A 13341-nucleotide genomic window follows, 5' to 3' on the forward strand; every position below is an offset into this window, starting at 1 on the left:
GTTCGCGATTCTCGCAGAGGTGGGAATGGTTAGCAATTGGCCACTGGTCGGGTGGGCGCACAAGAGCTGCCCCTCACCCTGACCCTCTCCCGGGGGAGAGGGGACCGATCAGGGAATATTCTGGAGCTACACCGACCGGAAAGTAACTTGCTGAATCCATAATCGAACTGGTTTTTCAGGTCGATGTATAACGCAAGACAATAAGGTCAGCTCCCTCTCCCTCTGGGAGAGGGCTGGGGTGAGGGTGCTTTTAGAAGGAAGGCGCCTGCTGTCGGCGTTTCCACTGACTCAAACGCTGCTGCAGGTTCAGCGGACTATGAATCTGCTGCTGCCGCGCCCGGCTGAACAGGATCAACGCCAGCTCTGCCGTCGCCAGTGCATCGGCACTCGCGTTGTGCCGCTCGAACACCTCAAGCCTGAACCAGTCGATCCATTCATCCAGCCCGGCCTCGCGGATATTCGCCTGCGGGCACAACAGCGGTGCCATGTCCGCGACATCCAGAAACACGTTCTGCAGCTTGTAGCCCAAGTGTTCTTTCAATGCGCGCCCGAGCATGTGCTGATCGAAGGGCGCATGAAACGCCAGCACCGGGCTGTCGCCGATGAATTCCATCAACTCCAGCAACGCCTCGGCCGGGTCGCTGCCGGCGGCAATCGCATTCGGCCCCAGGCCATGAATCAACACGCTCGGGCTGAGCTTCAGCTCCCGACATTGCAGGGTGCGCTCGAACTGCTGACTGAAGTCGATCGCGCCGTCCTCGATCACCACCGCGCCGATCGACAGCACACGATCCTTGTTCAGGTTCAGCCCGGTGGTTTCCAGATCCAGCACCACCCAGCGCTGCTCGCGCAGGCTGCACTCTTTCACTTCGCTGATCGCCGGCAGCTCCGCCAGACGCTGTTGCAGGTCGGCCGACAGCAGAGGGCTGGCCGGGCGCAGCCACGAGAACAGGCTCATAGCTGATACCGCAAGGCCAGGCTGCTTTGCAGGCGCTGGGCCTGGCGCAGGGATTCACGCAGAATGCGCCGGTCCAGATGATTGAGGCTGTCCGGGTCGACCCGGTTCGACCAGGGCAGATTCTCACGGCTCTGGATCTGGTGTTGCTGCATGCGCGTCTGCTGGATGAAGTGGTAGGCCTCTTCATATGCCGCGCCATCGAGCCGTTCGATGACTTCTTTTTCGACCAGCTGGCGCAGGCGTTCGAGGGTGTTGTTGGTTTCGATGCCATGCGCCAGCGCCAACAGGCGTGCGCCGTCGACGAAGGGCGTCAGGCCCTGGACCTTGAGGTCGAGGGTGGCTTTCTCGCCGTTTTTGCGCGCCAGCACAAACTCGCGAAAGCGTCCCACCGGTGGACGATTGCGCAGGGCGTTTTCGGCCAGCATGCGCTGGAATAAACGGTTGTCGCCGACCTGATCGAGAATCCCCCGGCGCAGTTGCGCGCAGCCTTTCTCGTCACCCCAGACCACTCGCAGGTCGAAATAAATGCTCGAACCGAGCAGATTCTCCGGCGTCGCTTCGCGGATGAACGCCGCAAAACGCCGCGCCCATTCCGCCCGCGACAGGCACAGCTCAGGGTTGCCGGCCATGATGTTGCCCTTGCACAGGCTGAAGCCGCACTGCGCCAGGCTCTGGTTGATCTGCTGGGCGATCGGCAGCAGCTTGCCGCGAATCTCCGCCGCGTGTGCCGCGTCCCGCGCTTCGAACAGAATGCCGTTGTCCTGATCGGTGTGCAGCGTCTGCTCGCGCCGGCCCTCGCTGCCGAAACACAGCCAGCTGAACGGTACGCCGGGGTCGCCTTTTTCGGCGAGGGTCAGTTCGATCACCCGGCACACGGTGTGATCGTTGAGCAGGGTGATGATGTGGGTGATCTGGGTCGAAGACGCACCGTGGGCGAGCATGCGTTCGACCAGTTGACCGATCTCGCCGCGCAGGCTCATCAGTTGCTCGATGCGCTGGGCACTGCGGATGGTCCGGGCCAGATGCACCAGATCGACCCGTTGCAGGGAGAACAGATCGCGCTCGGAGACCACGCCGCACAAGCGCTGATCCTTGACCAGGCAGACGTGGGCGATGTGCCGCTCGGTCATGGCAATCGCCGCGTCGAAGGCGCTGTGATCGGGCGACAGAAAGAACGGCGAACAGGTCATGTGGCGCTCGATGGTTTCGCTGAAATCGCCGCTGCCGTTGGCGACCACCTCGCGCAGGTCACGCAGGGTGAAAATCCCCAGCGGCGCCTTGTGTTCATCCACTGCGACGATGCTGCCGACCTGTTGTTCGTGCATCAGCTTCACCGCTGTGCGCAGAGATGTATCCGGGCTACAGGTCACCGGATGGCGCATCGCCAATTCGCCGAGGCGCGTGTTGAGTGAATACTGGGTGCCGAGGGTTTCCACGGCTTTTTGCTGGACTTGCTGGTTGACCTGATCAAGCAGGCTGCTGACCCCGCGCAAAGCGAAATCGCGGAAGCTGTTGGACAGGGCGAACAGTTTGATGAACGCCGGTTTGTTCAGTTGCAGGCAGAAGGTGTCTTCGCTGGCCAGATGTTCGGTGCGGGTCGCCCGTTCGCCAATCAGCGCGGCGAGGGGGAAACACTCGCCAGTGGTGATTTCAAACGTGGTTTCGGTGCCGGGCTTGGTGATGTGGTGACGCTCACCGATCACCCGGCCCTGTTTGACGATGTAGAAGTGTTCGACCGGCCCGTCGGCGGGCTTGATGATGCTTTCGCCCTGGCCGTAGAACCGCAGCTGACACTGCTCCACCAGATAAGCCAGGTGGGCGTGTTCCATCTGATTGAAGGGCGGGAAGCGCTGGAGGAATTGCAGGGTGCCCTGAATGTTCTGCAACACCGCGGTTTTCCCTGCCTGGGTGAAGGCGTCCGCTTTACTCATAACCATTACCGCAGTCTTTTTTGAATTGTTGTTGTCGGATCGTTGCAGCCATGGTCGGCCCCTGCGTGCGGGGTGCCCATTGGACGTAAGTCTAGGTTTGAGCTGCCGTTGGGCACATTTGGGAAGTGCCCTACAAAAACAGTCGGAAATTCCCCCGCCAGCCACTTGGAAAAAAATCCGACGAAGTGCACATTGAAGCTCTGCTTAGCGATGTCTGACGACTGTGCCAGGTGATTGATTTGAAAACTTAGAGAACGCCATGTCCGACCACGATATTTTGAGCGACGCCGAGCGTGAAGCGCTCAGCGCTGTAATGCTCGAACCCGACTTGCCGCCGCAGCGTGTGCTGATCGTCGATGACGACAAGGACGCCCGGGAGCTGTTGTCGGAGATACTCGCGTTGGACGGTATTCACTGCATGACCGCGGCCAGTGGCGAAACCGCACTGAAGATGCTTGCGGAAAAGCCCTCGATAGGCCTGGTGATCACTGATCTGCGCATGGGCAATGTCGGTGGCCTGGACTTGATTCGGCAGGTGCGCGAGTCGGTACGGGCAGCAATGCCGATCATCATTGTTTCCGGCGATGCCGATGTGAAGGACGCCATCGCGGCGATGCATTTGAGCGTGGTGGATTTTCTGCTCAAGCCGATTGATACTGCGAAGTTGCTGGGGCTGGTCAAACACGAATTAGGTATTGATCCGTAATCGTGTTTAACCGCTGCCCTTGTGGCGAGGGAGCTTGCTCCCGCTGGGCTGCGAAGCGGCCCCAAACCCTGCATCCACATTAATCCTGACACATCGCATTCGCTAAAATTACGACGGCTGCGCCGCCGAGCGGGAGCAAGCTCCCTCGCCACAGGGATTACTGCCTGCTTGGGATTTCAGTCCAAACAAAAAAGCCCTGATCGCGAGATCAGGGCTTTTTCATGTCCGGCAGTCAGCGCAGGTTACAGGCCGTTAGCCTTTTTGAACTCGCGACGACGACGGTGCAGCACCGGCTCGGTGTAGCCGTTCGGCTGTTTGGTGCCTTCGATCACCAGTTCGACCGCCGCCTGGAAGGCGATGTTGCTGTCGAAGTCCGGTGCCAGCGGACGGTACAGCGGGTCGTTGGCGTTCTGCCGGTCAACCACCGGCGCCATGCGCTTGAGGCTTTCCATCACTTGCGCTTCGGTGACGATACCGTGGCGCAGCCAGTTGGCGATGTGCTGGCTGGAGATCCGCAGCGTTGCGCGGTCTTCCATCAGGCCGACGTCGTTGATGTCCGGCACTTTCGAACAACCCACGCCCTGGTCGATCCAGCGCACCACGTAACCGAGAATGCCCTGGGCGTTGTTGTCCAGTTCGTTCTTGATCTGCTCCGGGGTCCAGCTTGGGTTGACCGCCAGCGGGATGGTCAGAATGTCGTCCACCGAAGCGCGGGCACGCTTGGCCAGTTCGGCCTGACGGGCGAACACGTCGACCTTGTGGTAGTGCAACGCGTGCAGCGCAGCAGCGGTCGGCGACGGTACCCAGGCGGTGTTGGCGCCGGCCAGCGGATGAGCGATTTTCTGTTCGAGCATCGCCGCCATCAGGTCGGGCATCGCCCACATGCCTTTACCGATTTGTGCACGACCTTGCAGGCCGGTGCTCAGACCGATATCGACGTTCCAGTTCTCGTAGGCGCCGATCCACTTTTCGGCCTTCATGTCGGCCTTGCGCACCATCGGCCCGGCTTCCATGGAGGTGTGGATCTCATCGCCCGTGCGGTCAAGGAAACCGGTGTTGATGAACACCACGCGCTCGCTGGCCGCCTTGATACAGGCCTTGAGGTTGACCGTGGTGCGGCGCTCCTCGTCCATGATCCCGACTTTCAGCGTGTTGCGTTTCAGGCCCAACACGTCTTCGATGCGACCGAACAGCTCGTTGGTGAACGCCGCTTCTTCCGGGCCGTGCATTTTCGGTTTAACGATGTAGACCGAGCCGGTACGCGTATTGCGACGCGAGGTGTTGCCATTGAGGTTGTGCATCGCTGCCAGGCAAGTGACCAGACCGTCGAGGATGCCTTCCGGCACTTCGTTGCCGTTCTTGTCGAGGATCGCGTCGATGGTCATCAGGTGGCCGACGTTGCGCACGAACAACAGCGAACGGCCGTGCAGGGTCACTTCACCGCCGTTCGGTGCGGTGTAGGTGCGATCCGGGTTCATGGTGCGGGTGAAGGTCTGGCCGCCCTTGGCGACTTCTTCGGACAGGTCGCCCTTCATCAGGCCGAGCCAGTTGCGGTAGATCACCACTTTGTCGTCGGCATCGACGGCGGCCACGGAGTCTTCGCAGTCCATGATGGTGGTCAGGGCTGCTTCCATCAGAACGTCTTTGACGCCGGCAGCGTCGGTCTGGCCGACCGGGGTGCTGGCGTCGATCTGGATTTCGAAGTGCAGACCGTTGTGTTTCAGCAGCACGGCAATCGGCGCGTTGGCATCGCCCTGGAAGCCGATCAGCTGTGCATCGTCACGCAGGCCGGTGTTGCTGCCACCCTTGAGGGAGACCAGCAGTTTGCCGTCAGCGATCTTGTAGCCGGTGGAGTCGACGTGGGAGCCGGCCGCCAGTGGCGCCGCTTCATCGAGGAAGGCACGGGCGAAGGCGATGACTTTGTCGCCACGCACCTTGTTGTAGCCTTTGCCTTTTTCCGCGCCACCGTCTTCGCTGATGGCGTCGGTGCCGTAGAGGGCGTCGTACAGCGAACCCCAGCGGGCGTTCGAGGCGTTGAGGGCGAAGCGGGCGTTCATCACCGGGACCACAAGTTGCGGGCCGGCGGTACGGGCGATTTCATCATCGACGTTTTGCGTCGTTGCCTGGAAATCAGCCGCTTCTGGCAGCAGATAACCGATTTCCTGCAGGAAGGCTTTGTAGGCCACGGCGTCGTGCGCCTGGCCGGCATGTTCCTGGTGCCAGGCATCAAGACGAGCCTGGAAGTCATCGCGTTTGGCGAGTAGGGCTTTGTTCTTCGGCGCCAGGTCGTGAATGACCTTGTCGGCACCTTCCCAGAATTTTTCGGCGGTGAGGCCGGTACCGGGAATGGCTTCGTTGTTCACGAAGTCGAACAGGACTTTGGCGACCTGCAGGCCACCGACTTGAACGTGTTCAGTCATTGCTTGCCTCACTCTGCTCAGCTATTTCGCTTTTCAGCTCTTCAATTTAACAATGAAGCCTCTGGCCATTTAAACCACAAACCTTCCGACCAGTACATGCCATTGCTGGCGGCTGGGCTGGGACCAATCAACGGCTTGGGGGCCTTGCTGACGGGGCTTTCAAGGTTGCGAACGTGCCTTGGGCAGACATCGATCCAGCGTTATGTAGTGCGCGCCGAGGCATACTACATGATGCGTTGCGCTTGTGAAAATCAGACTAATTACGTCGTTCTGCGACCTCATGACGCATTGCGGTCACGTCGCGGAACGGGATGTTCTCAAAAAACCAGCGGATTGTTCCAGCTAAATATAAAAAGTTGTACACATAAATTATGTGCGGCTTCCATTCAGCTTCGATGAGCCTGCATTTGTGGCGAGGGAGCTTGCTCCCGCTCGGGTGCGAAGCATCCGCAACAGATTACTGACTGGAGAGGGCGTCTTGCGGCCGCAAGCGGGAGCAAGCTCCCTCGCCACAGGTGTTGTTCACTTGAGCATGGCGGCTGAATGTCGACGCTTGCCTATACTTGCCTTTCTATAACAAAAGTCATGACAAGAGGGCGCGCCATGGACCATCTCGTACTCACCGTGTTTGCCCCGGACAAGCCCGGGCAGGTCGAGCGCATCGCCCAATGCATCGCCGAGCACGGCGGCAACTGGCTGGAAAGCCGCATGTCACGGATGGCCGGGCAGTTCGCGGGGATTCTGCGGGTGGGCGTGCCGGCGGAGGCTTACGACGAATTAGTCGATTCCTTACAAGCACTGTCGGCACAGGGCATTCGCGTACTGATTGCCGAAAGCAGTATCGAGCAGTCCTGCACCTGGAAACCGATTGCCATGGAACTGGTGGGCAATGACCGCCCGGGCATCGTGCGCGACATCACCCGTTTGCTCAGCGAGCAGGGAGTGAACCTCGAACGCCTGGTGACCGAAGTGCGCCCGGCGCCGATGAGCAGCGAGCCGTTGTTCCACGCCGAAGCGATTCTGGCAGTGCCGCTGACCCTGTCGCTGGATGTGCTGCAATCGCGCCTGGAAACTCTGGCCGATGACCTGATGGTCGAACTGGTGCTACGCACAGACGTTTAACCGCTGTCCGGGTTATCCAGTTTTTACATGCACCTGCCTGTGGATAACCTGTAGAGACCGGGCGCAACGCCACGCTGGCCATGGCTTGCAGGGAACTGATCAAAAAACCGCCAACATTCAGTGACTTGCGCACAAACGGCGGGGATCACGCTGTGGATAACCTTGGGAAGGAACGTTGCAGGCCACGAGAACCGTGGCCTGCGAAGCTTTGTGCGTTTTTTGATCAGCTGCGCCGACGCAAACTGATCACTGCATCGACGCTGTAAACGGCCAGACCGGCCCAGATGAAAATGAACGCGATCAGCGTGCTCGACGATAAATGCTCGCCAAACAGCAGCACCGCTTGCAGCAGCACCAGCGTTGGCGCCGTGTACTGAAGGAAACCGATGGTGGTGTAGGGCAGGTGCCGGGTGGCGGCGTTGAAACAGACCAGCGGGATGAGCGTCACAGGACCCGCCGCCACCAGCCACCAGGCTTGCGAAGTGGTCCAGAACTCGGGTTGGGCGCTGGTCGCCGTCTGGTTGAACAACAACCAGGCCACGGCGATCGGCACCAGCATCCAGGTTTCCACCACCAGCCCCGGCAAGGCCTTGACCGGTGCCTGTTTGCGGATCAACCCGTAAAAACCGAAGGTCAGCGCCAGCACCAGCGAGACCCACGGCAGACTGCCGACCTGCCACACCTGCTGCGCCACGCCGATGGCCGCCAGCCCCACGGCGACCCACTGCATGCGCCGCAGGCGTTCGCCGAGAATCAACATTCCCAGCAACACGTTGACCAGCGGGTTGATGTAGTAACCGAGGCTCGCTTCGAGCATGCGCCCGTTGTTCACCGACCACACGTAGGTCAGCCAGTTGGCCGCGATCAGGGTGCCGCTCAGGGCCAGAATCGCCAGACGCCTGGGGTTGTCGAGCAACTCGCGCAACCAGCCGGGATGCTTCCACACCATCAGCAGCAAGGCGCCGAACAGCGCCGACCACAACACGCGGTGAATGATGATCTCGACAGCGGGGACTTCGGCGATGGCTTTGAAGTAGATCGGGAACAGGCCCCAGATGATGTAGGCACTCAGGCCCAGAATGTACCCGCGACGCGGGTTGGCGGCTTGCATGCAGAATCCTTGCTTAGGCAGCTGACAAAGCAGGGATTGTAAGGAGATTTGTCGACGAATGCCTGAGCTGATTGGTCAGAAAAGTGTGAACACAGAACCCTGTAGGAGTGAGCCTGCTCGCGATAGCGGTCTGACATTCAACATTTACGTCGACTGATAAAACGCTATCGCGAGCAGGCTCACTCCTACAGAAGCGGTGGTGGGTCAGAAGAGTTTCAGGGGTTCTTCGTTGAGCGCCGACAACTGTTCGCGCAACGCCAACACCTGATCGCCCCAATACCGTTCCGTACCAAACCACGGAAAGCTGTGCGGGAACGCCGGGTCGTCCCAGCGCCGCGCCAGCCAGGCGCTGTAATGCATCAGGCGCAGGGCGCGCAGCGGTTCGATCAGCGCCAGTTCGCGCGGGTCGAAGTCATGGAATTCGTTGTAGCCATCCATCAGCTCCGAGAGCTGGCCGAGGCAATCCTGACGGTCGCCCGCCAGCATCATCCAGATGTCCTGCACCGCCGGACCCATGCGACAGTCGTCGAGGTCGACGATGTGGAACATCTCGTCGCGGCACATCATGTTGCCGGGATGGCAGTCGCCGTGCATGCGGATGTTCTGGTGCGGCGTGTTGGCGTAGGCATCTTCCACGCGCTTGAGCAGATCGCGGGCGACGGACTCGTAGGCCGGCAGCAGGCTCTTGGGAATGAAGTTGCCTTCGAGCAAGGTGTTCAGCGAGGCGTGGCCGAAGTTCTGCACGGCGAGCGCTTCGCGGTGTGCGAACGGCTTGGTGGCGCCAACTGCATGAATGCGCCCGAGCAACTGGCCGAGGCGATACAGCTGATCAAGATTGCCCGGCTCCGGCGCCCGCCCGCCACGACGCGGAAACAGGGTGAAACGGAAACCGGCGTGCTCGTGCAGGGTCTGACCGTTGTGGATCAGCGGCGCCACCACGGGAATCTCGACGTCGGCCAGTTCGAAGGTGAACTGGTGTTCTTCGAGGATGGCTTCGTTGGTCCAGCGCTGCGGACGGTAGAACTTGGCGATCAGCGGTTCGGAGTCTTCGATGCCGACCTGGTAGACGCGGTTTTCGTAGCTGTTGAGCGCCAGAATGCGCGCGTCACTCAGGAAGCCAATGCTTTCGACGGCATCGAGCACGAGATCGGGTGTGAGGGTTTCAAACGGGTGGGCCATGCTGACTCCTGCGCGCAGCAGGCTGCCGCGTCCGGCCCAGCATGGTAGCGCAGATGGCAGCGGGGGAGGTGGCTGGTGTCTGGGAGGACGCTATCGCTGGCAAGCCAGCTCCCACAAAGTCTTGCACTATTTTCAAATTAGCGCAGAACCTGTGGGAGCTGGCTTGCCAGCGATTAGGCCTGTCAGGCGCCGACGACGCCGCCATCCTCACGAGTAATCGCCATCACCGAGGAGCGCGGCTTGCCATTGGGCAGATGCTCGGGGAAGGTCGAGCCACCGTTCTCGCCCGGATGCTGAATCCCGACAAACAGGGTTTTCTGATCCGGCGAGAAGCTGATCCCGGTGACTTCACAGCCAATCGGCCCGACCATGAAGCGGCGGATCTCGCCAGTCCTGGGATCGGCGCAGAGCATCTGGTTGTTGCCCATCCCGGCAAAGTCACCGGCGTTGCTCGAATCACCGTCGGTGAGAATCCACAAGCGCCCGGCCTTGTCGAAGCCCAGACCGTCCGGGCTGTTGAACATGTTCTGCGGGGTGATGTTCTTCGACCCGCCCTTCGGCGTACCGGCGTGCACCCCCGGGTTGCCGGCAACCACAAACAGATCCCAGGCAAACGTCTTCGACGCATGATCGTCGCGGTCGGTGCGCCAGCGCAGGATCTGCCCGTAGACGTTTTTCTCGCGCGGGTTCGGCCCGCCCACCGGCTGGCCGTCTTCGCCGCGTTTGGCGTTGTTGGTCAGGGTGCAATAGACCTGGCCGTCCTTCGGGCTGACGACGATCCACTCCGGGCGGTCCATACGCGTGGCACCGACCACACTGGCGGCGAGGCGGGCATGGATCAGCACTTCGGCCTGATCGGCGAACCCGCTGCTGGCGTCGATGCCGTTCTTGCCGTGGGTCAGTTCGATCCACTGGCCCTGGCCTTTCGGGTGATCCGGATTGCCGTCTCCGGCGTCGAACTTGGCCACGTACAGGGTCCCGTGGTCGAGGAGGTCGCGGTTGGCTTTCGGGTTGCGATGGTTGATGCGGTCGCGGCTGACGAATTTGTAGATGAACTCGCCACGCTCGTCGTCGCCCATGTACACCACGGCGCGACCGTCGTCGGTCTCGGCCAGTGCGGCGTTCTCATGCTTGAAGCGACCCAGCGCGGTGCGTTTGACCGGGGTCGATTGCGGATCGAACGGATCGATCTCGACCACCCAGCCGTGACGGTTGAGTTCGTTGGGGTTCTTCGCCATGTCGAAGCGCGGGTCGAACGGGTGCCAGTTGATTTCACGGCTGGCGGCCGACACGCCGTAGCGCTTCTGCGCCGGGTCGAACTGCTGCTGGGCGTTGCTGCTGCCGAAACAGTCGGTGAAGTTCTCTTCGCAGGTCAGGTAGGTGCCCCACGGTGTTTTGCCGTTGGCGCAGTTCTGGAAGGTGCCGAGGACTTTCTTGCCGTGCTTGTCGGCGGCCGTCTTCATCAGCTCATGACCGGCCGCCGGGCCGCTGATGCGCAGCGGCGAGTTGCCGTGGATGCGGCGGTTGTAGCGCGAGCCCTGAACGAACTGCCATTGGCCGTTCCTGCGCTGCACTTCAATTACCGATACACCTTCGCAGGCCAGTGCCTTACGCACGTCTTCGGCCGACTGCGGCATGCCGCCGTGCGGGTAGAGGTAGCGGTAGTTGGTGTATTCGTTGTTGATCGCCATCAACGCACGGTTGCGGTCGTCGGGGAATTCGAACAGGCTCATGCCGTCGTTGTTGTCGCCGAACTGCACTTCCTGGGCGGCGGCAGTGCCATTGCCGCTCGGGTCGAACGCCGGGCCGTTCTTGTGCAATGGCTGACCCCAACTGATCAGCACCGAAGACTTGTAGCCCTTGGGCAGGCTGATGACGTCGGTGGTCGCGGCGGGAATGCTCTCGAAACCGAGCAGGCGGCTGTTGCCGGCGCTGATGCCGGTGGCCAGTGCGCTGCGGCTGAGCAGGTTACCGCCGAGGAACATGGCGGCACCGCACAACGCACCGGCGCTGATGAAACCGCGACGGCTGAGGCCGACCATCTTTTCCAGATCTGTGGATTGGTTTTCTTCTAATAGGCTCACATCAGGCTCCCTGCTTGGTTTTGGCAGCCACCTTAATGAGCGTCGATTACGCTTTCGTTGCAGCGCCTGATTACAGTGGCGTGCCGATCAGCACATTGGACGGCGAGAACTGCACCTGCACCGGTTGCCCGACGCTCAGCCCGCGAGTGCGAAGCAGCAACGGCTCAGCCAGAGCGCAGAGCGTCTGGCCGTTGGGCAGGGCGACGCGCACTTCGCTGGGGCCGTCTTCGGCATCGAGAATGGCTTCGAGGGTGCCTTTGAGAAGATTGTGTCCAGATGTTGCCGCTTGATCCGCCGCCAACAATTCAAGCCAGCCGGCCTTGATCAATGCCACCACTTCGGTGCCCGGTTGCAGCTCCAGGTGCACGGTGCTGTCGTGAGTGATCTGCGCATCGATCCACAGGCCTTCGGCCAGTTCGAGGCGGATCAGGTCATTGCGGCCCTGACCTTCGATGGCCACGACTTTGCCGTGCAGTTGGTTGCGCGCGCTGGTGCGCAGCATCAATCGCCCGAGCAGGTCCAGATCGCTGGCGTCTTCAGCGGCTTCCAGCACCTGCGCCTGCAAGGCTTGCAGCTTTTGATACAGACGCAGCACCCGCTCACCTTCGCTGGACAATCTGGCGCCACCGCCGCCCTTGCCGCCGACGGCGCGCTCCACCAGTGGCTTTTGCGCCAGGTTGTTCAACTCGTCGATCGCATCCCATGCCGCTTTGTAACTCAGCCCGGCGCTTTTCGCCGCGCGGGTGATCGAGCCCTGTTCGGCAATGTGTTGCAGCAGGGCGATGCGCTGCGGACGGCGGACGATGTGCTGGGAGAGCAGGCTGGGCAGGGACATGAAGTGGGTGCTTTTTTTCACTGTGGCGGTGGAGAGTGAAGTTGGCGGCTTGCGACGCATCAGTCAAGCCAAACACAGTGCCCTTGTAGGAGTGAGCCTGCTCGCGATGGCGGCGGAACAGTCAGCATCAATGTTGGCCGTGATTGCGCTATCGCGAGCAGGCTCACTCCTACAAGGGATTGTGTCGGTTTCAGTTTCCGGGTTTTGGCGTGCGCGCCAGGCAATACACGTCAACTCGCGCCGCCCCTGCATCCCGCAGCAGTCGCGCCAGTGCCTGGGCCGTGGCTCCGGTAGTCAGCACGTCATCGATCAATGCGAAGTGCCGACCTTTCACCTCGGCGTCAGGGGCCAGAGCGAAGGCGTGACGCAGATTGCGTTTGCGCGCCTTGGCGTCGAGGTCCTGCTGGGCACTGGTGTCGTGGATCCGCCGTAAAGCGTGTTCCTCAAAAGGCAGATCCAGCTCCTGGCTCAACCAGCGTCCCAGCATTGCGGCTTGATTGAAACCGCGTTTGCGCAGGCGTTTTTTCGCCAACGGCACCGGCAACAACACGTCGGGTTGCGGCAAACCTTCATCGAAGCGATGTTGCAGGTATTGTCCGGCAACGTCGGCGAGCAAGTGACCAAACGGCCATTTCGCGTTGTGTTTAAAACGCGTAATCAGACTGTCCACCGGGAAGTCATAACGCCAGGGCACCACCACCTGTTCGAACGCCGGCGGCTCTAGCAGGCATTCGCCGCAGGTCAGGCCGGCGGCCGGCATAGGCAAAGCGCAAGTCTGGCAATGGTCGCCAAGCCAGGGCAGATCGGTTTCGCAGGCGACGCAAATTGGCATTTCTGCTTCTGCAGGTTCATCGCACAGCAAGCAGGTCTGTACGTTTTTTAAACAGATGTAAACCTGTTTTTCGTCTCGTGGTTGACAGCGCATGGCTCTTCCTTAAATATGCCGAACATCCGTGTCGCGCCTGTGGGTATTCCGTTCCCGCAGCCGCCAGCCA

The 13341-nt window shown here is 60.9% G+C and carries 10 protein-coding genes; 2 read left to right on the forward strand and 8 right to left on the reverse strand.

What is annotated here, in order from left to right:
* Positions 1-250: 250 nt before the first annotated feature.
* Positions 251-958, reverse strand: coding sequence for a 3'-5' exonuclease (locus ACU680_RS16675; RefSeq protein ID WP_448180011.1), 708 nt, complete (start codon positions 956-958; stop codon positions 251-253).
* Complete coding sequence (locus ACU680_RS16680; RefSeq protein WP_448180012.1) at positions 955-2889, reverse strand: putative nucleotidyltransferase substrate binding domain-containing protein; 1935 nt, start codon at positions 2887-2889, stop codon at positions 955-957. Before ACU680_RS16680 ends, ACU680_RS16675 begins: the two co-directional genes overlap by 4 nt.
* Positions 2890-3148: 259 nt before the next feature.
* Here ACU680_RS16680 and ACU680_RS16685 point away from each other — a divergent pair, with 259 nt between their 5' ends.
* Positions 3149-3595, forward strand: coding sequence for a response regulator (locus ACU680_RS16685; protein ID WP_007966541.1), 447 nt, complete (start codon positions 3149-3151; stop codon positions 3593-3595).
* Between the two features lie 242 nt (positions 3596-3837).
* On the opposite strand, the gene ACU680_RS16690 is transcribed toward ACU680_RS16685, so the two are convergent.
* Positions 3838-6015 carry a malate synthase G gene (locus ACU680_RS16690; protein ID WP_448180013.1) on the reverse strand — a complete coding sequence of 726 codons (2178 nt, stop codon included), beginning with the start codon at positions 6013-6015 and terminating at the stop codon, positions 3838-3840.
* Positions 6016-6618: 603 nt separating this feature from the next.
* Here ACU680_RS16690 and ACU680_RS16695 point away from each other — a divergent pair.
* Complete coding sequence (locus ACU680_RS16695) at positions 6619-7137, forward strand: glycine cleavage system transcriptional repressor (RefSeq protein ID WP_027610683.1); 519 nt, start codon at positions 6619-6621, stop codon at positions 7135-7137.
* Positions 7138-7360: 223 nt separating this feature from the next.
* Here ACU680_RS16695 and rarD read toward each other — a convergent pair whose 3' ends face one another.
* From rarD to ACU680_RS16720, 5 genes are all read right to left on the reverse strand, one after another.
* Positions 7361-8248 carry an EamA family transporter RarD gene (rarD, locus tag ACU680_RS16700; protein ID WP_448180014.1) on the reverse strand — a complete coding sequence of 296 codons (888 nt, stop codon included), beginning with the start codon at positions 8246-8248 and terminating at the stop codon, positions 7361-7363.
* A 204-nt stretch (positions 8249-8452) separates the two neighbouring features.
* A complete protein-coding gene (locus ACU680_RS16705) occupies positions 8453-9427 on the reverse strand; it encodes a serine/threonine protein kinase (protein WP_007966536.1) in 975 nt (324 codons plus the stop codon).
* Between the two features lie 182 nt (positions 9428-9609).
* Positions 9610-11511 (reverse strand): PhoX family protein, encoded by a 1902-nt coding sequence (locus ACU680_RS16710; RefSeq protein ID WP_448180015.1) that lies wholly within the window; start codon positions 11509-11511, stop codon positions 9610-9612.
* 70 nt (positions 11512-11581) lie between these two features.
* The gene (locus tag ACU680_RS16715; RefSeq protein WP_367085976.1) at positions 11582-12346 is read right to left on the reverse strand and encodes a TOBE domain-containing protein; all 765 of its coding nucleotides are present in this window, start codon (positions 12344-12346) and stop codon (positions 11582-11584) included.
* Between the two features lie 190 nt (positions 12347-12536).
* Positions 12537-13271, reverse strand: a complete 735-nt coding sequence (locus tag ACU680_RS16720; RefSeq protein WP_448180016.1) for a ComFC family protein — start codon at positions 13269-13271, stop codon at positions 12537-12539.
* Positions 13272-13341 lie beyond the last annotated feature (70 nt).

The sequence above is a fragment of the Pseudomonas sp. LF020 genome, from assembly GCF_053456425.1.

Bases quoted from the DNA above. Each gene is read 5' to 3' on its own strand.
- ACU680_RS16675 (WP_448180011.1), bottom strand. From the start codon at position 958: ATGAGCCTGTTCTCGTGGCTGCGCCCGGCCAGCCCTCTGCTGTCGGCC.
- ACU680_RS16680 (WP_448180012.1), bottom strand. From the start codon at position 2,889: ATGAGTAAAGCGGACGCCTTCACCCAGGCAGGGAAAACCGCGGTGTTG.
- ACU680_RS16685 (WP_007966541.1), top strand. From the start codon at position 3,149: ATGTCCGACCACGATATTTTGAGCGACGCCGAGCGTGAAGCGCTCAGC.
- ACU680_RS16690 (WP_448180013.1), bottom strand. From the start codon at position 6,015: ATGACTGAACACGTTCAAGTCGGTGGCCTGCAGGTCGCCAAAGTCCTG.
- ACU680_RS16695 (WP_027610683.1), top strand. From the start codon at position 6,619: ATGGACCATCTCGTACTCACCGTGTTTGCCCCGGACAAGCCCGGGCAG.
- rarD (WP_448180014.1), bottom strand. From the start codon at position 8,248: ATGCAAGCCGCCAACCCGCGTCGCGGGTACATTCTGGGCCTGAGTGCC.
- ACU680_RS16705 (WP_007966536.1), bottom strand. From the start codon at position 9,427: ATGGCCCACCCGTTTGAAACCCTCACACCCGATCTCGTGCTCGATGCC.
- ACU680_RS16715 (WP_367085976.1), bottom strand. From the start codon at position 12,346: ATGTCCCTGCCCAGCCTGCTCTCCCAGCACATCGTCCGCCGTCCGCAG.
- ACU680_RS16720 (WP_448180016.1), bottom strand. From the start codon at position 13,271: ATGCGCTGTCAACCACGAGACGAAAAACAGGTTTACATCTGTTTAAAA.